Genomic DNA, 19,103 nt, shown 5'->3' with positions numbered 1-19,103 from the left:
CGGCCCGCAGCGCGCGCTCCCGTCCCCTCTTCCGCACACCCGCTTCCGTTCGGCACGCCTCCCGGCGCCCGCCGTTCACGCAGGAGTTCACCCATGTCTCACAACGACCTGTCCAGACGCCGCTTCGTGGCCGCGGCCGGTGCCGCCGGCACCGTGCTCGCGGTCGGAGTACCCGATCCCGCCCGCGCCGCCGGGTCCGTCACGAGCGGCGAACCCGGCTTTCTCGCCCGGGACTTCACCGACCCCCGCAAGGACAGCAGACCGACCGTCTACTGGTACTGGAACGGGCCCGTCACCGCCGACCTGGTAGACCGCCAGATGGCGGATCTGCGGTCCAAGGGCATGTACGAAGTGGTCCTCTTCCCGTTCGACAACGCCCAGATGCAGCCGGTGTTCTTCACCGAGGAGTGGTTCGACATCGTCGGCCATGTGCTGCACACCGCGGAACAGACCGGCATGCGCGTGTGGCTGTTCAACGACGACCACTTCCCCAGCGGCCGGGCGGGGGAGTACGTCGTCAAGGGCGGAACGGTCGGCTCGCATACGTACCAACCACGGCCCGACCTGCGGCTGAAGGCGTTGTGGCGCTCGACCACCATCGTGCGGGGACCCGCCACCGTCGACCTGCGCCACACCACCGGAGTCGGCGTGGAGGCCGGGCACCTGGTCGCCGACGCGGCGGTGCTCGACGGTGTCGCCGTCCTGCGCGGCGGTGAACGGTGGACGGATTACACCGTCACCGGCAGCGCCAAGGCCGACCACACCGCGGCCGGCCTCGTCGTCCGGGCCTCGTCCGACGGCCTCGACGGCTACGCCGTGACCTTCGACCAGACCGGAGTCGTCACCGTCCTGCGGCTGGCGCGCGGCGCGGACCCCGTCGAACTGCTGCGCAGCACCCGGACCGATGGTTTCAACAAGACCAAGTTCCACACCGTGGCCGTCACCGTCCGTGGCACCATGCTGTCCGTCACCTTGGACGGCAAGGCCAAGGGCAGCGTCGACGACGACCGGTATGCGGCCGGCGGGGCGGGCGTACGGGCCGTGGCCGACCAGCGTTCCCTGTGGGACAGCCTCACCGTCGCGGCGGACGACGGCACCACCCTCCACACCGCGGCCTTCGACGACCCGGCCGACGCGGGGGACTTCCCCGAGCGCGTGCGCCTCGGCGACGAGGTGACGGCCGTCGCCGCCGCGGCCCGGCCGGCCGGCACCTCCGACGCCGCCGACGTGGTCGACCTGACCGGGCGGCTGAGCGACGATCACACCTGGCAGGCCCCGGCCGGCCGTTGGCAGATCGACCTGTTCGGGGGAGTCCCCCTCATCGACGACACCCAGGGCTACAGCCGCAGTTACGTCGACCTGCTCGACGACGAGCCCGTGGAGCTGTTCCTCGACATCGTGCCGGGCGAGTACCACCGGCGCTTCGGCCGCTCCTTCGGCACGGTGGTGCCCGGCTTCTGGGACGACGAGCCGTTCTTCGCCTCGGCCGAAGCCCACTTCCGGCGCCTCCCGTGGTCGCCGACCCTCGACAAGGCGCTGCGAGCGGTGGACGTCGCCCCCGGCATCGCCTACGCAGCTGCCTTCGACGACCTGGGCCGCGACGGCAGGATCGCCCGGGGCCGCTACTGGCGGGCCGTGTCCAACCGCTTCGCACGGTGCTTCCAGAAGCAGGCCCGCTGGTACGAGCAGCGCGACGTCGCCCTGATCACCAACCCCCTCTACGACGAGACGGCCCCCGCCAAGCGCATACCGTCCACCGGAGACCTGCACAAGGTCAACCAGTGGGCTCACGTTCCTGGCGGGGACATCATCACGGCCGAGTACGTGGCCGGTGAACCCACCATGATCCCCCGCAACCCGGCGTCCGTCGCCCACCAGACGGGCCGGGAGCGGGCCCTGCTGGAGATGTTCGGCAACATGGGCTGGCAGGTCACGCCCGGCTTCGTCCACGCGACCGTCGGGGCCCAGGCCACGCGGGGCATCAACCTGACGGTCCTGCACGCGCTGTGGACCGACGAGACACTCGTCTACTTTCCGCCGCCCTTCGGCCCGCGCGCCCCCTGGTGGTGGGCGATGCGACCGCTCGCCGAATGGATCGGCCGGGTGATGGAGGCCGGCCGCGGGACGCCCGGGGCCCGTACCGCGATCCTGCAGCCGCAGCACGCGGCCGAGCAGTGGACCGGTACCGACCGGCAGGGCGAGGTCGACGACGCGCTCGCCGACGTGGCCTACGCGCTGGAGCGGGCCCAGGTCGACTTCGACCTCGTCCACGAGGGCGCGCTCTGTGGTGACCCGGACCTGCTGTGCCACGCCGAGGTCCGTGACGGCCGCCTGGCCGTCGGCGCGGCCCGCTACGACCTGGTGGTGCTGCCCGTGACGCCGACCCTGGACGTGGCCTGCGTGCACACGCTGGCGCGGTTCGCACGGGCGGGCGGAACCGTCGTGGCCGTCGGCTCCCTCCCCGCCGACGAGGCGGACGGCAGGGACCGGTCCCTCACGCGCGCCTTGACCGACCTGTTCGGCGAGCCCGTGCCCGGCAGTCGGTCGGTGGGCCGAGGGCGTGCGGTGCGCATCGCCGACACCACCGGACTGCGCGCCGCGACGCACGGGGCCGGGGTCGCCGCCGCCGTGCTGGACACCCCGCAGGACGCGGTGCGCGTGCTGCGCGTCCACCGGGGCACGGACACCGCCTTCCTCATCAACAACGAAGGCGGTGCTCCCCTTGAGACCGTCGCCACGCTCCCCGCGACCGGGGTTCCCGAGCTCTGGGACCCCGCGACGGGCAGGACGGGCACCGCACCGCTGCACCGGGGCACCAGGCGCGGCGTTCAGCTGCCCCTGAGCTTGGAGCCGTACCAGACGCTGATCGTCGTGGTACGCCACGACGCGCGAGCCGTCCCGCACCTGACCTCCTCGGCGTTGCCCGTCGTCGCGGTCGAACGGCACGGTCCCGCCCTGCGCGTGACGGTGGAGGCCTCGGCCCCCGGCAGCCACCAGCTCACCGGAACCGACGGCACCCACACCTACCGCGGCACGGTGCGCACCGCCGACCCGCTCGAGCCGGTCGGCGTGGCCGGCGACTGGACCCTCACCCTGGACCGCGCCGACGCCACACCGATCACCGGACCCCTGGGCAGCTGGACCGACCACGACCGTCTCTTCTCCGGCAGCGGCACCTACACCACCGACATCGATGTCGAGCGCGCCCTGCTCGACGGTCGGCGGGTACTGCTGGACCTCGGCGACGTCCGTGACGTGGCGGCCGTCACGGTCAACGGCACCGACCTTCCGCCCCTGCTGTGGGCGCCATGGGTCGTCGACCTCACCGGCCTGGTGAAGCCCGGCCACAACTCCCTCCGCGTCCGAGTGGCCAACACCCTCTCCAACGAACGGAACAAACCCCTGCCGTCCGGCCTGCTCGGACCAGTCACCCTGCGATTCCGGCGGCACGTCACCGCCGACCTCGTGCGCGTCTGACCAGCCCCCGAACCCTTCCCGACCCGCACGCACCCCAGGAGTCCCCATGCTCAGACCCCGTCCCCGCAGCAGACGGCGACGGCCCGTGCCCGTACTCCTCGCCGGACTGACCGCCTTCGTCACCGTGCTGGCAGGCGCCGTCACCGCCGACGCCACCACGGGCACCATCACCCCGACCCGGCTGCGCACCCAGCACCTGAGCCGGGCGCTGGGCATCGACGACACCACGCCCGACCTCAGCTGGCAGACCACCGCCCGCGCCGCGAACACCCTCCAGTCCGCCTACCGCGTCCAGGCGGCCACCTCACCGGACTTGCTGCGCCACGGGCGCCCCGACCTGTGGGACTCGGGCAAGGTCCGCTCCACGATGCCGGAGACGACGTACGCGGGCAAGGACATCGGTTCCCGCACCCGCGTGTACTGGCGGGTCAAGCTCTGGTCGTCGCACGGGCAGAGCGACTCGGGATGGAGCGGCACCGCCGTCTTCGAGACCGGCCTGACCCGTCAGTCGGACTGGGACGCCGACTGGATCACGCATCCGGACTGGCGACTGAGCGAGCGCACCGTCGAACCCGTCGTCGTCAAGGTCCCCCGCACCAACGCCCGTTACGTACGCCTGGACGTCACCAAGCTCGGTCTGCCCCTGGCGGAGGCCTTTCCCGCCCGCACCTGGCGCGTCCAGCTCGGCGAGATCGACGTCCGCGACTCCGCCACCTCCACCACCGGCCTCGCCCGGGGCGCCGCGGTCACGGCCTCGGAGAGCAACACCCTGCGCAAGACCTGGGAACCGTCCCTGGCCGTCGACGGTCTGTCCAACAGCGCCCTGCAGACCGCCGCCGGGTATGCGAGCGCCGCGCACAGCAGTGCGGACGTCGCCGCCGCGCCGGTGCTCCTCACCCTCGACCTGAAGACGGCGAAGACCTTCGACGAGGTGGCGCTCTACCCGCGCGCCGACGTCCTCACCGCGGACGGCCGCGTCCCGAACTTCCCGGTGGACTACGCGCTGTCGAGCGCCGACAGCGCGAGCGGCCCCTTCACCACGCTCGCCCAGGTCGACGGCCAGCAGCCGCCCCAGCCCTACCTGCCGGACGGACTGCCCCTGCTCACCGACGACTTCACCCTGCGCGCGAAGGTACGCAGCGCCCGGCTGTACCTCGCCGGCCTCGGTATCTACGACGCCACCCTCAACGGCGAACCGGTGGGTGACGCCGTCCTGGAGCCCGCCAACACCAACTACGCGCAGCGCGTCCAGTACGCCACCTACGACGTCACGGACCGCCTGCGGACCGGCGCCAACACCATCGGTGTCGCCCTGGGCAACGGTATGTCCAACGTCGTCAGCACCGCCGACCGCTACCGCAAGCTGTACGGCAACCTGAGCGACCCCAAGCTGATCGCCCGGCTGGAGGTGACCCTGGCCGACGGCAGCGTCCGCACCGTCACGAGCGGCGACGACTGGCGTGCCACGCTGGGACCCACCACCTCCTCGAACTGGTACGGCGGCGAGGACTACGACGCACGCCGGGAGATCCCCCACTGGGACGAGCCGAGCGGCGACCGGCACCGGTGGGGGAGGGCGGTCGCGGTACCGGGCCCCGGCACCGCGCAGAACCCGGCCCGGCTCAGCGCACGCGAGACCGAACCCATCAAGGTCGTCGAGACCCTCACCGGCAAAGAGGTCGACGGCGCCGAGCACAGCCGGGTCTTCGACCTGGGCCGCAACATCGCCGGCTGGCCCGAGATCACCGTCAGCGCCGCGGCCGGAACCGAAATCCGTGTCTACCCGGCCGAAAGCCTGAAGGACGGCCACGCGTTCCAGTCCATCAGCAACGTGGGAGCCCCCCTCTGGGACAGCTACACCACCCGGGGCGCCCGCAGCGAGACCTGGCACCCACGCTTCGGCTACCACGGCTTCCGCTACCTGGAACTCAAGGGCCTGCCCGAGGACGCGACGGTCACCGTACGCGGCAAGGTGCTGCGCACCGACAACACCTCGGCCGGCGACTTCAGCAGCTCCGATCCGCTCGTCAACGGCATCCACTCGCTGATCCGGCGCGCCATCCAGGGGAACATGATGAGCGTCCTCACCGACTGCCCCAGCCGGGAGAAACTGGGATGGCTGGAGCAGGACCAACTCGTCTTCCCCGCGCTCGCCGCCAACTACGACATGCGGTCCTACCTCCGCAAGATCGTCGGTGACATGGCGGACGCGCAGACACAGGACGGGCTGATCCCCAGCACCGTGCCGGAGTACACCAGCCTGCCCGGCGCCTACCGCAACGACGCCAACTGGGGCGGCGCGTTCGTCCTCGTCCCCTGGCAGCTCTACACGACCTACGGGGACACGGAAACGCTGCGCACCTACTACCCGCGCATGCGCCAGTACGCCGACTTCCTCGAGCGGCAGGTGTCCGGCGGCATCCTCGACTACGGGCTTGGCGACTGGTTCACACCGGACCGCACGTTCCCGCGAGCGGTCGCCGGAACCTACGGCTACTGGCGGGTTGTCGACGCCCTCGGCCGGATCGCGGACGTCCTGGGCGACCGGGCAGCGGCCGACGCGTACCGGGTGAAGGCCGACGCCAGCGCGACGGCACTCGCCGCGAAATACTACGACCCCGCCACCGGCACCTTCGGGGGTGGTGGTCAGGGCGCCGAGGCCCTGGCCCTCGACATGGGGGCGTACCCGGCGGGGGAGAAGGACCGCCTGCTCAGCCACTTCACCAACGCCGTCAAGGACGCCGGTTACCACCTGCTGCTGGGCGAGATCTCCCTGCCGGCCGCCTTCCGCGTCCTGTCCACCGCGGGTCGCGACGACATCGTCCACGAGATCGCCACCCGGACGACCAGCCCGAGCTACGGCTACCAGGTGCGCGCCGGCAACACCACGCTGGGCGAATCCTGGGACGGCGGCCCCGGGCAGTCGCAGAACCACTTCATGCTCGGCGCCATCGACTCCTGGTTCACCACTCGGGTCGCCGGTATCGGGCAGACGCCCGAGTCCGTCGGCTACTCCAAGCTCCTCATCGCCCCGGCCGTCGAGGGAGACATGACCTTGGCGTCGGGCTCCTACCGCACGCCGTACGGCGTCGCACGGACCGACTGGAGGCGCGACGCCGGGTTGTTCCGTCTCACCGTGGACGTGCCCGCGGGCAGCACGGCGGAGGTGCATGTCCCCCTGTTCGACGGACATGCCGAGGCACCGGCCGGAGCACGGCTGGTGCGCGACGGCGGGACCGAGACGGTGTACGAAGTCGGCTCGGGCCGTTGGAACTTCCGCTCGGTCACCTCATAGCGCGACCCGCGCCCGCCCTCGGACGCCGGGCCGCACACCACGGTGTGCTGCCCGGCCCGGCTGTTCCAGGACCGAGGGAGCGATGTCACGAGGTTGCGGACCGGGCCGGCGGTGCGATCCCGACGTTCTCGCCCTGGCGCGGACCACGATCCGCTCGGGTCCCGGAAGGCGGCAGCGCCCGCAGAGCTGAGCCCGAGCGGTTGCCTCGGAAGTGGACAGCGGACGCGCGCGACTTGGACGCTGTCCGTGGTCGGCGGCGTCGGCCACGAAAGTCGCTCGGACGCGGGTTCAACGCGGCTGCGGTTCGCGCATGGTCGTCAGGCGGAGTGCTGTGCTTCCGGCTGCCTGCTTCTGAACCGCGCATGGCAACGAGGGTGTTGTGGGCCTTGCTGGGGGTGACTGGGAGAATCGCCCGGTGAGCGATGTGAAGGAAACCTCCCGGCAGACCCTGCTGCGCCGGGGCTTCGCCCTGGAATACGTCACCTTGGGCTGGAACGTGATCGGCATCGTGGTGCTGGCCATCGCCGCGATCTCGGCGGAGTCGGTCGCGCTGGCCGGGTTCGGTCTCGATTCCCTGATCGAGATCGGTGCCTCAACGGTGGTGATTTGGGAACTGTCTGGAACGGGTGAGGACCGGCAGCGTCGTGCCCTGCGGCTGATCGGGGTCGGCTTCGTGCTGTTGGCCGTGTATCTGCTGGTGCAGTCGACGTGGGTGCTGGCCACCGGCCACCATGCTCACCACTCCCCGCTGGGCATCGCGTGGACCGCGATCACCGCCGCGGTGATGTTCGCCCTCGCCTTCGGCAAGACCCGCACCGGTGCCGCTCTGGACAACCCAGTACTCAAGACCGAGGGCCGGGTCACCCTGATCGACGGGCTGCTGGCCGCCGCGGTCCTGCTCGGCCTCGTCCTCAACGGAGTGGCCGGCTGGTGGTGGGCGGACCCGGCAGCGGGCTATGTGCTCGTCTACTACGCGGTCCGCGAAGTGAAGGAGATCCTCTTCGGCGACCACTGAGGTCAGAAACTGGTGCTGGAGCCGGATCGGCTGCCGGGTTGACGACGCCCCTCGGTCGACTCGGGGCTGCCGTTTCACCACTGCTCAGCCGCGGCAGCCGCCTCTAGGGTGTGCGTCAACGAAGTCCACTGATCGTCCCGGAGGCGTCATGCCCTTGCAGATGAAGTTGAGCGCGATAACCCTCGACTGCCCGGATCCGCTGGCTTTGGCGGCGTTCTATCAACAGGCCACCGGTCTGGAACTCCATCCCAAGTCGAACGCTGACTTCGCCGGTCTCGACTGTGAGGACGAAGTCGTCATCGGTGAGCGGTTGGCCAGTCCTAGTTGAAGACTGATGAAGATCTTGGTGGGGGTCGTTCGGCGCCGTGAGGGCCGGACGACCCTTTCGTCGCATGGCGGCAGGGTTGATCGTCCAGGTGCCGTCACGGTGGTCGAGTCCGAGGTTGGTCAGTCGGCGGAGGTTGAGGGCGGCGGCGCGGTGGTGGATCCAGCGCTCGCCTTTGACGCTGCCGTGGTGGGGCAGGCGGCGGTTGCCCTGGGCGACGAGCCAGGCGATGACGCGGGTCCCTGGGGCGGCGAGCCCGTCGTTGGTGTTTGCCATGCGGCGCCCCAGGGCCGTTCGGGGGCCCGGGGCGCCGGTTCAGGGATGAAGCGGGAAGGTCAGCCGATCTTGTCGGCGGGGCCGACGGACACGTAGGTGATGCGTGTGGTGTTGCCGCGGTCGCTGCCCTTGGTGCTGACGCTGCTGGTCTCCAGCAGGGCGCTCGTCTTGGGGTCGATCAGCATGTGGTCAGTGCTGGCGACGCCGTTGAAGACCAGTTCCGTGCCGGTGCGGCCGGCACTGTCCTTCACTGTGCCGACGAGCTTGACCCCGTGGAGGCGGGCGAGGGCCCGGTACAACCCGGCGCGCAGCTTGGGCCCAGCGGGGGTCTCGCCGAGGAGGGCGCCGGCCTGGAGGAAGGCGGACTGGTCGGCGTATTCCTTGGAGCTGTTCATCAGTGCGAGCAGCTGCGTCGGGTCGGTGGACAGCCGGTCCAGATCGCTCCAGCCGTGCAGTTCCTTGGACCCGAGGCGCCAGCCGAAGGCGCCCGGCTTCTTGTGTGTCTGGCCGCCCGCGACGATGTAGACGGCATCCATGGAGCGAGCGTAGTAATAGTCGGTCGCAGGGGCCGGCTCTGCTCCCGTGTGGGTGACCTTCGTCCGCACCTTCCAGTACCGCGCACTGGCGGCCGGCCTGGCGTAGGCCACGTCCGCAGTGTGGTCCAGGAAGGTGGCGACGGTGACGGCCTGCGCCTGGTGCGTAGGGTGGCCGCCGGCCTGGCGGGCATCCGTGGCGCTGTACGCGACCACTCCCGCTGCGACGGCGGCCGCCGCCACCACTGTCGCCAGGATCCGTCGGCCGTGGGTGAAGGGGCGCCGCCCGAGGGGAACCACGACGGAACGTTGCGCGGTCTCCTGGCGGGCGGTGGCGTGGACCGCCGCCAGTGCCTGGGCGACGGCCTGCGGAGTCGGGGGTTCGACGCGGCCCGCGGCCTGGAGCGCCTCAGCGCCGGGGAAATCGAGGAGGTCCTGCCGCTGAGTCATGCTGATTCCTTCCGCTCCGTGCGTACGGGGGTGGCGGGCGTCAAGGTCAGGTGGCGGACGGGGGCGAGGTGTGCGCGCAGTCGGCCGCGTGCACGGTGCAGGCGGGAGCGAGCCGTGCCGGCGGGGATCCCGACCACAGCGGCGGCCTCCGTCGGCGTCAGCTCTTCCCAGGACACCAGCAGCAACAGCTCCCGCTCCTCAGCGGGCAGTTCGGCCAGTGCCTGGCGCAGTTCAGGTGCCAGGGCGGCGGCGTCCAGCCGCTGGTCCACCGCCGGCCATGGGTCGACCTCGACGGGTTCGGCTGTGGCGGTCGCCCGCCCGGCCCGCCGAATGTGCCCGGCCAGGACGTTACGGGCCACCCCGAACAGCCATCCCCGAGCCGATCCGCGTGCGGCGTCGAAGGTGCGGCGCGCCGCGAAGGCCTGCAGCCATGCCTCGGCCAGCAGGTCGTCGGCAGCACCGGGCGCGCGACGGGCGAAGTATCCGTGCAGAGCGGGTGAGAACTGCTCCACCAGCGGTGTGAACGCGGCCGGGTCGCCCACAGCGCACGTCAGCAGGGCGTCGCGCTCATCGCTGCCCTGGTGCTTGTGATCCGATTCCACGGAGTCTCCGTCTCCGACCGCCCGACGGCGGTCTCACCCCTTACTTGTCGCGTGGCACGCGGAGCGTTCGCGCCGACCGCCCAGGCATCCCCCGGCAAAGTGTTCGCGGCTTTCCGCGTGTACCGGGGCCCGGCACATTCCCCGAACGGTATTCATGGAGGTAGTCATGGATGCATACTCGGAGTATGGCTGACACCACAGTGAAGATCGATACCGAGACGCGAGACCGGTTCGCCGCGATCGCCGCCGCCCGAGGAACGAGTGTGCGCGCTCTGCTCGCCGAGTTGGCCATCGAGCAGGAGAACCAGCTCAATCTAGGCGTGGCCACCGCCGAGTTCCGCAAGGCCATCGCGGAGTCCGGCATCGCCGAGGCGTTCGACCGTGACTTCGGGGGTCTCCCGCAGACGTCCCGCACCAGCAGCCGGGCGGCCTGACCTTGCCCATCGAGCTGCATATCGATATCCGGTGGTTCCTGGACCGGCAGGAGGAACTGCTCGGCAAGGAACTCGCCGTGCGCGACTACTCGGCGCTGGTGGCGGCCGTCGCACGGCACCGCGTGAACACCCCGCAGATCGGGGTCGGATCGCCGGACGCGTACTGGCGGGCTGCCGCGCTGCTGGAGCAGATTGTGCTGCTGCGACCGTTGCCGGCCCGCAACGAGTTCTTCGGGTACGGCGTGGCCGTTGCCTACATCCGGGCGTCCGGCGAGACCATCGACACTGAGTACGAACCCTGGCGCGATCTCGTCACTGACATCCGTGCGCTGCGCCTGACCGTTTACGACATCGCCGACCGGCTGCGCTCCATGTGCCCGGCGGAATGAGCAGGCCGCCTGAGGCGTAGACGCAGGCGGGCGCTGTCACGTCGACTGACCGGGTGGGATGATCTTCCGGTTGATCGTGGCGGACATGGGGGCGGCGAGTGTGGGCAGCTGGTCGATGGTCCGTCACCGACGACCGCCCGACGTCCATCGCGGGTGAGGCGCACGTTCTCCAGAGTGGACGCACGCGCTCCAACTCCAACACGGCGTCGGTGCGGCCGACCCACAACGTGAGCCGGCCTCTCTCGACGTCGTGCCGACCACCTCAGAGCGCCGCTGTTCTCCTGGACCGGGCATCGTCCGTACCCGGCCGGGGGCCGGAGGCCCCGCTCCTTCATCGCATCAGGCTGGCTGCCAGGTGAGGACCGACTTGTACTGCGACTCGATACCGCCGGCTCCCGTGATGCTCGACGGGATCTGGGCCGGGGTGGTGATGTCGTGGTTGTTCTGGATCAGGACGCCTTTCTGGTCGTAGTCGGACGGACCGGCCGGCCAGTAGTCGCCCTCGATGTCCGTCGGGTCGTACGTCCCGTCGTTCAGTGTGTAGTTCACATGTTTGCTGCCCCACGGTGAGACGTTGATGTTCCACACCGCGTTGCCGAGGATCGACACGTACGTGGCGCCGTTGTCGGTGTACAGGACATGGCCGCCCGAGGTGTTGAGCTGGTCGTGGACGACGTTTCCGGTGACATGCTCGCCGGTCGCCGTCGAGGTGCCGGTGATTCCGTTGGTGTAGACGGCGCCGCCGTCGCCGAGCAGCGACATGTGGTCGTAGATCAGGTTGTACGAGATCGTGTTGTTGTGCGAATAGTTCGGCTGTGCGGGGAGCTTCACCTTGTCCGGCCAGCCGCCCCAGCCGATGGAGATCGCCGTGTACGGCACATGGTCGATCTGGTTGTGTGTGACGGTCGACGTCTCGATGTACCCGGCGTCGATCGCGACTCCGCCGTGGTATTCGGTGGCGATGTCGTAGAAGTGGCTGTCCTTGACGGTGATGCCGCTGGTGTGCTGCGCCGTGCTGCTGGGCTGCGGGATGTCCACACCGCCCAGGTCGAGGCCGTTGCCGGAGACGTCGGTGAACACGCATGCGGTCACCGTGCTGTTCTGCGAGCCGTCGCCCAGGTCCAGTCCGGCCGCGCCGAGATGCGCGAAGTAGTCGTGGTCGAAGTGGATGCTCTTGTCGTAGGTGAAGCGGACGGCCCCGGGCATCTTCGTCCAGTTGCCGTACGGGCAGGTGCCACCGGACACGAAGTCGCACAGTCCCTGGGTGGCGTAGCCGCTGGTGCCGGTGACCTGGTAGGTGGCCTGGATCTCGGAGAAGCCGGTACCCGTGTTGGAGGCCGTGTAGTTGGCGTAACTGAACTGGACGCCCTGGAAGCCGATGTGGCTCGGCTCGTCCGACGCCGTGCCGGAGCTCGCCACCAGGGTGCTCAGCGAGGGCGCCTCGACGTCCGCGGTGGTCAGGTCCTCCCCGGAGCGCGGGATGTAGTAGAACCGGTGCTCGCTCTTGTCCAGGTAGAACTCACCTGCCTTGTCCAGCAGTTCGTAGGCGTTCTCCACCGCTGTCGGAGCCTCGGTGATCGACTTGCGGCCGACCAGGTTGACGGTGCGGCCGGAGTCGTCGGTGCGCATGACCCGCTGGGTGGAGTTGTTCCAGCAGGGCTGGGCCATGGTGATGGCGGTGCTGGTGACCGACGTGAGGGGGCAGCGCGGCTCGGTCCATGCCCCGAGGCCGCCCCGGTAGACGAACTCGATCGCTGACGGGTTGCGCCAGCCGGCCATGGGGTCGCCGGACGCCGTGGTGTAGCCGGTCGCGGTCTGGGTCACTTTCACCGGCAACGAGCCGGTCGCGCGCTGGGCCCGGGTGCCATTGACGTACAACTGCCGGGTGTCCAGGCCGGCCGGGGCCGGGGCGGACCAGACGGCGCCGCTGCTCTTGGTCCATCCGGTGATCCGGACGCCGCCGCTGACGACCGGGGACTGTCCGGGTGCCGCCTTCCACCAGACGGTGCCGGCCGAGCCGCCGCCTGAGTCCTCGGAGGTGAAGGTCAGCGTCTTGGTGAGCCGGTAGACGCCGCCCGCCAGGGTCACGGTGACCGGGCCGGAGGCCGACTTGTCGATCGCCCGGACCGCGGTCTGCGCCCTGGTGAGTGTACGGAACGGTTCGGCGGCACTGGTGCCCGCGTTGCTGTCGCTTCCGGTGGGCGAGACGAAGTAGGTGACGGCGGTTGCCGCGTGCGCCTGGTCCGTCAGTCCAGCGACGGACAGGAGCACGCACAGGCAGGCCAGCATGACCCGATAAGGTCCGATGACTAAGGAGGGCATTCCAGGGGATCTCAAGGAACGCATGCGGAGAGGTATGAGAAACATGCAGGGAAAGTAGGGGTATTCGATGAAGGCGTCAATGGCCTCGACGGTGAGACATCGGATCAATGTGTTCGAGGTGCGGGAACGATGTCGCGTAGAAGGTATGGATCTGTCCATGTCGATCAGGTACAGTCCGGCATCCATCAAGGGGAGTCGCGAGGCCTGTTCGACTCACGATAAAAAAGTATGAAACTGCTCTGATCGGCCTTGCCTGTCGGCGTCGCCGTCCGCGTGCTCGCGCCCGCACGCTCGGCCCAGGATGCGTTCAAGCCGTTGAGGAAGTTCCGCCAGGCGACCGGGTGCTGGCTGAGCGTGGCGAAGAACGGGGCACCGCTGTGCGCGACCTCGTTCTGCAGGGTGCCGGTCTGCAGTGCGTTGGTGAGGTTGTTCCAGAAGCCGAAGAGACGGGTGTTGGCCATCGCGAGGATGCCGCCCACGTACGACGGCTCGGCCCGGTCCAGGAACAGGCCTGCGGCGGGGGTGTTGCGGTAGGTGCCGTCCTCGTCGCGGGTCGGCACGTCGAGTGACACCAGGGCGTCGAGGAAGTCCGCGGAGGACCTGGGGTGCAGGCCCACCTCGGAGGCGAGGGACTCACGGTCGCGGCCGCCGTTGGCCAGCGCGGTGAAGATTCCCAACTCCACCGCGCTCAATGGTATCCGTGCAGGTGAGGGCCCGTGCGCTGAGAGTGTGAGGTCGTATGCCACATGTGAGGGGTGATCCTTGGTCGCTTGTCGGTGACGGAGCCGGCCCGCTGTCGGAACATCACGACATCCACCGGTGACGGGCCGACACCCCGCTCAGGCCGGCACCGTGAGCTTCAGGTCCAGCACAGGGATGTCGACGAGGCCGTCACCGTCGGTGTACCAGCGCCAGTGCGCGTCCTGGGCTTCCCCGTAGACGAGTCCGGTCCAGCCCGCAGCGCCCGGGCCGCACAAGGCTGCCAGTTCGGAGGCCTCTCGCGAGCCCGGTGCACCCGCCACCACGACCAGTCCCTTGAGCGGCCGGCGCGCGGCGGCGCCGCGTATCGTGGCTTGTGCCGGGGCCGGAACGGCCACGGCCTGAGAGGTGACCTGCGGCAGCTGCTGGAGGCTTGGCGGAACGGCGAGCGGCGGAGCATCGGTCGTTCCCCGCAGCACGGTCACCGGTGTGCCGGGGCGGGTGCGGGCGATCTCCGCCAGCAGGTTCTGCACGACGTCACGGGCCACCAGCGGCGCACCGGTCACGCTGAGGACGCCGTCCAGGCGGCTGAGGTCGACGAACACGGGCCGGTTGCCGGCGTCCGTGCCTGCCCGGATCAGACAGGCCGTGGTGGGAACAGTGGGTGAGGTCGCGCCGCCGTCGCCCGGACCGGCAGGCCCGGCGTGGCAGCGGGACGGCGCCAGCGCGTGCTGTGCGGTCGGCTGACCGGGGGGAGGGGCTGGTAGGTCCGCACTGGCCTCCTCCGGGAAGCACGCAGCCCCGGAGGTTGCCGGGACCGTCTGGGGTTGGGTCTCCGGAAGCGATGACACTCGCGCGACGTCCGGGGCCGCTGTCCGTCCGATGCGCACGCGGCAAGAAGGTTGGTCCGTTGCTCCCGCCTTGCGGGAGGGCACACCGCTCGGCCTGTTTGATCAGGTCAGGACCGTGTGGCGTGGTCTTCATGATGGATATCGCGAAGATCATCACTGTTCAGATGCGCCAGTACTGCCTGCGCTGGGTCCTCGTTACGGCCGCCCCCCCCGGCCCCGAAAACCGCTGCGGGTCGTCCAGGAGGAGGCTGGCGTCCCGGCCGGGAGATGGGTGGGCCGGGGTCTCGCGATCCTCGGCTCGGTGGCCGGGGTGCGCAAGTAACGTCTGGTGACCGCCTGCTGAGCCTTCGCCTGTCCCGGTTGTCAGTGATGGGCCGTACCTTGAGAGATGCTTTTTGTGCATTGCCACCGAGTGGGGGAGTTCCACCTGTGGGTCAGCCAGGACCCTGGCCGGTGCATTTCCCTGGTGAAAGGCGTGCTCAAAGCGATGGAGGGTGCCGCACACAGGTGCGGCACCCTCTCGTTTCAGGCGGGTGAAGAGCCGTTTTCCGCGTGCTGGGAGTTGTCTACGGCCTCCTTGTCACTTGGTCACTTGCCGTCGTGGCAGTTGAGTTGAGCGTCGATCTGTGCGGCGGTTCTGGGGCCATCGCGGGTCCAGTACTGCCCGGTCTTCAAGTTCGCTGCGGATATCGTGCGCAGGGTGAAGACACCATCGCGCCCGTCACCCGACGGGTCCAAGTACCCCACCACGAGGTTGCGGGGTATGACGGACTGGGCCGGTTCCGGGGCGTGGCGCTCGAATCCGGCGCCGGACCAGAGCTGGACGACCCCCTTCTTCGCGGAGGATGTTGCGGGGTTGGAGGCCCACCACACTTGATGCGGGTTCTCGCTGGTGTCGTCGAAGTCCGTGACCTCTACGCGACGGATCACGTCGGTGGGGCAGAGGGGGAACTTGACGACAATCGTCTTCCCCTCCACGTGTGCACCAAGCACTGGGGGTACCGGGTCCGACATGCTGTAGATGCCGTACACCCACGTGCCGACAGCTGCGAGGCCGGCCAGGACGAGGACCGCTCCCACCACCGCGACGGGCCACACGGGTCGTTTCCGGAACTGGCTCAATGGCACGGATATCCCCCGTCCTTGTAGCCGGCGCGGCGTTCCCAATGGTTGTGGCACGGGTTGATTCCTGCCCTGAGGCACATGTAGCCGAATCACCATCCGTACCGCATCCACTGCTTTTGTGGCGCCCGTCGTGTCGCATCCTGGCCGGAGTGACATAGCTGTTGTTCGAAGGGAAGTAGGTGGTGCCGAGTGTGGTCCCGCCGCGGGCGTGGAGACCGCGGCCGCCGGTGCACACACGCATACCGTAGCGGTACCGGCATCGGTAGCCGAGATAACGATGCCCGATTACGCGAGGCCGAATGCGACGCCCCGTGCCTGCTGCCGGTTTCTCCACCTGCTGTAGCCGCCGTAGGCGCAGCTTCCGTAGTGCCAGGCGAGCTTTGCCCCGGCGCTGAGGTGGAATCCCCAGAACCTGCCGTCGAGATCGTAGTGGTTGATCAGGTCGCCACCGCAGTACTCGTAGGCGTTCGCCGAGCCGCCGGGCACCGGGTCGATGGACAGGAAGCGCCCGGTGGGGTCGAAGAGGCGCACTCCCATGAGGGTGGCACCGGTGACTGTTTCGCTGGAGCGCTGCTTGCCGCCGAGCCAGCCGTAGCGGGTGGCGGTGGTGTCGCCTTGCGGGTTGCCGTACTCGTCGTAGGCAAACGCGACCGGCGCCTGGGCGGTGTCCAGGGGAAGCTCCACGGTGACGTCACCGTGGATGTCTGTCAGTTGCAGGATGGTGTCGCCTGTGGCGCTGGTGACAACGCCGAGATCCCCACTGATGTCCTGGACGTTGCGGCTGATGGTGCTGCTGGTCTCCTGGATCCAGTCTGGGCTGTCGCCGTCGGAGCCATGGTGGTCGGTCTTGGACGTGGTCTGGGTCCAGGTGCCGTCGCTGCCCTGGGTTTCGGTGGTCCAGGCGATGAGGCGGCCGGCCGCGTCCAGGTTCCAGGTCTGCCGGCTGGTGCCGGAGGTCTGCTGCCGGACGAGGTCGTTGGCGTAGTAGCCGACGGTCGTGCCGGATGCCTGGGTGGTGGTGCGGCCGAAGGCGTCGCAGATCGTGCCGGAGGTGACCAGCCGGTCGGCGCTGTCGTAGTCGTACGACGTGCTGGTGGCGCCGGTAGAGGTGCAGGCTGCGCCGGCATCGCTGGTCGAGGTGGCGAGTGTCTTTCGGTTGGTGTTGTCGTCGAAGGTGTAGTCGCGGCCGGTGCAGGCTCCGTCCGGGTTGGTGTCGTCCGCCCTGGTGAGGCGTCCGGCCGCGGCGTAGCTGTAGCCGCGGCTGTGGGAGGCAGCACCTGGGACCGCTGGGACAAGGACCGCACCACAGACGGAGCGTGGCTGGCCTTCACTGCCGACCCGATCCGCGATGATATGTCCTGGTTCGTCCGCCACCACCCCGAGTACGGCCGCACCGTCCTCTTGATTCCCGACAAGGACGCCTCTTCCCGGTACAGCAATCTGTGGGGGCCCCAACTCCTGTTCCGGCAGGGCGGCTACTGGTGGGACGGGGCCACCTGGTTCCGGCCCGACCGGGTCTGGGACGCCGCCAGTGAGCACTACGACCGGCGCCCGGTCAAAGCAGCGATCACCATCACCGCCGACGACCTTCTCGACGACAACGCTCACCCCGCCCGTGGTCGCCTGCTGAGGGTCGCCAACTTCGACCCGGACGCCGCACCCTCCGACCCCTGGAACGATCACCTGGCCCTGTGGGCCTCCCGGCGCCCCGAGCTCCCGCCCCCTGTCGGGGTGCGTGGTCCGCCTCTCCGCCCCCGAACTCGCCACGGACCAACTCATCGGCGTACCCGAATTGGCCGAGATCGGCGGCATCGCCGCCTCCACCCTGCGCGCTACGTCTCACGGGGCCAACGGGACGTGCCACCACCCCAGGCCGCCGTCAACGGCCGCAATCTGTAGGCCCGCACCGTGGCCCAGGACTGGGCGGAGCAACGCCACCGCTCACCCGACAGCGCCGCTGCCACACTCGACTCCGGCGACGACGACAGTTTGCCCATCGGCGCCTCCGAACTGCGCCACCGCCTGGCTCGCCTGTTCTTCGGCGTGGTGTGGGAACGGCCCGACCGGCGCAAGCGCTGGACACTTCGACACCGCAACGAAACCGCCATGCACGAGGTGGCCGACGCACTCGCCTGGAGCGTAGCCGCCGACACACAGAACATCATCGACCCCGACGATCTCGCGGCCACCATCCGGCACGCCTTTCTCGACGAGCTCGCCTACGGCAAGGACTTGGACGAGAAGACCGGAGACACCGGGCCCACGACCTTCTACGGCACATCGTGACACCGGTCGCGAAGATGCTGGACTGGCCCATCCGCCACCACCCCCACGCCGTCCACCATGTCATCGGCGAGATCATCGGAGATGCCGAACGCCATTTGGAAATCCCGCGCGACGTCACTGCAGAGACCATCCGCACTGCCCTGGGACTGGACAGCCAACTGCCCGCGAGACGCGACTGGAGTTCCTCGACCGGGCTCTGCCTCCATCCCTCCACCGCTGAACGCACCGCTACCCGACCGCAACTCGGCCAGCACGATGGACTCCGGTATCGCACGAGCCTGCCGTTCTGAGGTATTGAGCGGCAGGCTCGTGCCGTGCCACCCCACGGCTGCACTGCACGAGCCTGCAGGTTGGGGAACTGTGCGGCGAGCAGGGCGGCTTCGGCTCGTTCATCGGCGGTCTGTGCCCGGAGCCCGGGGCCGTTGCCCAGTCTGGGCGCGGCAGGCACGGGACGGGATCTACGATCCCTGGTGATGACCAGTGGTGCGTGACGTCGAAGGGACGCTCATGGCAGAGCTCGTCCGCAAGCAGCATATCGATGCGGATGTGGGGTACAACGCGTTCGGGTTGCAGGAGTTCGATGACGCGGACCTGTCGGTGCCGTTCCCTGACGACTTCGACTACGGCACATTCCTCAGCACTCATCCGGGGCGGCTGGACATCACCAGCGGTGGCCACACCCACACTGCCGCCGTCACGGTCGAAGTGTGGGACGGCCCGCCGTCCGCACAAGACCCAGCCAGTTGGGACGAGCAGGCCGAAGCCGACTTCGAATCGACCAGCGGCCAGGTGGCGGTGTGGTCTATGAGCTTGGGCCGAGCCGACGATGTCATCACGCTGGCCGATTCCGGCGGTACGTGGCAGGTCCGGGTGAGCTGCGCGGGCCGAGCTGAGGCTGCTGCTCTGTCCGACGGTGAGGGCACCGGCACGGGGGTCGAGCGCTATCTCGTCCAGTTCTGGCCCGCTGGATCCTGATCACGCGAAGTGCGGCGGGGCAGTGCCCGGCACTGCCCCGCCCCGGCAA

General features: G+C 69.4%; 16 protein-coding genes and 1 pseudogene. 10 read left to right on the top strand and 7 right to left on the bottom strand.

Annotation, left to right across the window (positions count from 1 at the left end):
* Positions 1–93 precede the first annotated feature (93 nt).
* The 4 genes and pseudogenes from ACZ7M2_RS30345 to ACZ7M2_RS30330 all read left to right on the top strand — a co-directional run.
* A complete protein-coding gene (locus tag ACZ7M2_RS30345; RefSeq protein ID WP_471597991.1) occupies positions 94–3,477 on the top strand; it encodes a glycosylhydrolase-like jelly roll fold domain-containing protein in 3,384 nt (1,127 codons plus the stop codon).
* Positions 3,478–3,523: 46 nt separating this feature from the next.
* The gene (locus tag ACZ7M2_RS30340) at positions 3,524–6,772 is read left to right on the top strand and encodes a family 78 glycoside hydrolase catalytic domain (RefSeq protein WP_471597990.1); all 3,249 of its coding nucleotides are present in this window, start codon (positions 3,524–3,526) and stop codon (positions 6,770–6,772) included.
* A 415-nt stretch (positions 6,773–7,187) separates the two neighbouring features.
* The gene (locus tag ACZ7M2_RS30335; RefSeq protein WP_471597989.1) at positions 7,188–7,787 is read left to right on the top strand and encodes a cation efflux transmembrane domain-containing protein; all 600 of its coding nucleotides are present in this window, start codon (positions 7,188–7,190) and stop codon (positions 7,785–7,787) included.
* Positions 7,788–7,935: 148 nt separating this feature from the next.
* A pseudogene (locus ACZ7M2_RS30330) lies at positions 7,936–8,091 on the top strand (VOC family protein); the annotation flags it as partial.
* 356 nt (positions 8,092–8,447) lie between these two features.
* Here the strand turns inward: ACZ7M2_RS30330 and ACZ7M2_RS30325 are convergent.
* Entirely contained in the window at positions 8,448–9,371 is a 924-nt protein-coding gene (locus ACZ7M2_RS30325) for a hypothetical protein (RefSeq protein WP_471597988.1), read from the bottom strand.
* The gene (locus ACZ7M2_RS30320; RefSeq protein WP_471597987.1) at positions 9,368–9,973 is read right to left on the bottom strand and encodes an RNA polymerase sigma factor; all 606 of its coding nucleotides are present in this window, start codon (positions 9,971–9,973) and stop codon (positions 9,368–9,370) included. The genes ACZ7M2_RS30325 and ACZ7M2_RS30320 overlap by 4 nt, the downstream gene beginning before the upstream one ends.
* A gap of 185 nt (positions 9,974–10,158) precedes the next feature.
* Here ACZ7M2_RS30320 and ACZ7M2_RS30315 point away from each other — a divergent pair, with 185 nt between their 5' ends.
* A complete protein-coding gene (locus ACZ7M2_RS30315; protein ID WP_471597986.1) occupies positions 10,159–10,407 on the top strand; it encodes an antitoxin MazE7 in 249 nt (82 codons plus the stop codon).
* 8 nt (positions 10,408–10,415) lie between these two features.
* On the top strand, positions 10,416–10,796 hold the full coding sequence (locus ACZ7M2_RS30310) for a toxin Doc (protein WP_471598162.1): 381 nt from the start codon (positions 10,416–10,418) through the stop codon (positions 10,794–10,796).
* A gap of 339 nt (positions 10,797–11,135) precedes the next feature.
* Here ACZ7M2_RS30310 and ACZ7M2_RS30305 read toward each other — a convergent pair whose 3' ends face one another.
* From ACZ7M2_RS30305 to ACZ7M2_RS30285, 5 genes are all read right to left on the bottom strand, one after another.
* Positions 11,136–13,085 (bottom strand): right-handed parallel beta-helix repeat-containing protein, encoded by a 1,950-nt coding sequence (locus ACZ7M2_RS30305; RefSeq protein ID WP_471597985.1) that lies wholly within the window; start codon positions 13,083–13,085, stop codon positions 11,136–11,138.
* Positions 13,086–13,303: 218 nt separating this feature from the next.
* Positions 13,304–13,801 carry a methyltransferase family protein gene (locus tag ACZ7M2_RS30300; RefSeq protein ID WP_471597984.1) on the bottom strand — a complete coding sequence of 166 codons (498 nt, stop codon included), beginning with the start codon at positions 13,799–13,801 and terminating at the stop codon, positions 13,304–13,306.
* A gap of 156 nt (positions 13,802–13,957) precedes the next feature.
* A complete protein-coding gene (locus ACZ7M2_RS30295) occupies positions 13,958–14,422 on the bottom strand; it encodes a hypothetical protein (RefSeq protein WP_471597983.1) in 465 nt (154 codons plus the stop codon).
* 834 nt (positions 14,423–15,256) lie between these two features.
* Positions 15,257–15,790, bottom strand: coding sequence for a hypothetical protein (locus ACZ7M2_RS30290; protein ID WP_471597982.1), 534 nt, complete (start codon positions 15,788–15,790; stop codon positions 15,257–15,259).
* Positions 15,791–16,078: 288 nt separating this feature from the next.
* Positions 16,079–17,167, bottom strand: a complete 1,089-nt coding sequence (locus ACZ7M2_RS30285) for an RHS repeat-associated core domain-containing protein (protein WP_471597981.1) — start codon at positions 17,165–17,167, stop codon at positions 16,079–16,081.
* Between ACZ7M2_RS30285 and ACZ7M2_RS30280 the strand changes: the two genes are divergently transcribed.
* The 4 genes from ACZ7M2_RS30280 (at position 17,147) to ACZ7M2_RS30265 (ending at position 19,054) form a co-directional block, all read left to right on the top strand.
* Positions 17,147–17,692 carry a hypothetical protein gene (locus ACZ7M2_RS30280; RefSeq protein WP_471597980.1) on the top strand — a complete coding sequence of 182 codons (546 nt, stop codon included), beginning with the start codon at positions 17,147–17,149 and terminating at the stop codon, positions 17,690–17,692. The genes ACZ7M2_RS30285 and ACZ7M2_RS30280 overlap by 21 nt on opposite strands.
* Positions 17,693–17,701: 9 nt before the next feature.
* A complete protein-coding gene (locus ACZ7M2_RS30275; protein WP_471597979.1) occupies positions 17,702–18,079 on the top strand; it encodes a hypothetical protein in 378 nt (125 codons plus the stop codon).
* Positions 18,076–18,369, top strand: coding sequence for a hypothetical protein (locus ACZ7M2_RS30270; RefSeq protein WP_471597978.1), 294 nt, complete (start codon positions 18,076–18,078; stop codon positions 18,367–18,369). Before ACZ7M2_RS30275 ends, ACZ7M2_RS30270 begins: the two co-directional genes overlap by 4 nt.
* Before the next feature lie 217 nt (positions 18,370–18,586).
* On the top strand, positions 18,587–19,054 hold the full coding sequence (locus ACZ7M2_RS30265) for a hypothetical protein (RefSeq protein ID WP_471597977.1): 468 nt from the start codon (positions 18,587–18,589) through the stop codon (positions 19,052–19,054).
* The last annotated feature ends 49 nt before the right edge of the window (positions 19,055–19,103 follow it).

Source organism: Streptomyces sp. NPDC111507, from assembly GCF_055638955.1.
Note: the sequence above shows the minus strand (reverse complement) of the source record. Positions and strands in the feature narration are given on the sequence as shown.

Bases quoted from the DNA above. Each gene is read 5' to 3' on its own strand.
- ACZ7M2_RS30305 (WP_471597985.1), bottom strand. From the start codon at position 13,085: ATGCTGGCCTGCCTGTGCGTGCTCCTGTCCGTCGCTGGACTGACGGAC.
- ACZ7M2_RS30345 (WP_471597991.1), top strand. From the start codon at position 94: ATGTCTCACAACGACCTGTCCAGACGCCGCTTCGTGGCCGCGGCCGGT.
- ACZ7M2_RS30265 (WP_471597977.1), top strand. From the start codon at position 18,587: ATGGCAGAGCTCGTCCGCAAGCAGCATATCGATGCGGATGTGGGGTAC.
- ACZ7M2_RS30315 (WP_471597986.1), top strand. From the start codon at position 10,159: ATGGCTGACACCACAGTGAAGATCGATACCGAGACGCGAGACCGGTTC.
- ACZ7M2_RS30280 (WP_471597980.1), top strand. From the start codon at position 17,147: ATGTCCTGGTTCGTCCGCCACCACCCCGAGTACGGCCGCACCGTCCTC.
- ACZ7M2_RS30325 (WP_471597988.1), bottom strand. From the start codon at position 9,371: ATGACTCAGCGGCAGGACCTCCTCGATTTCCCCGGCGCTGAGGCGCTC.
- ACZ7M2_RS30340 (WP_471597990.1), top strand. From the start codon at position 3,524: ATGCTCAGACCCCGTCCCCGCAGCAGACGGCGACGGCCCGTGCCCGTA.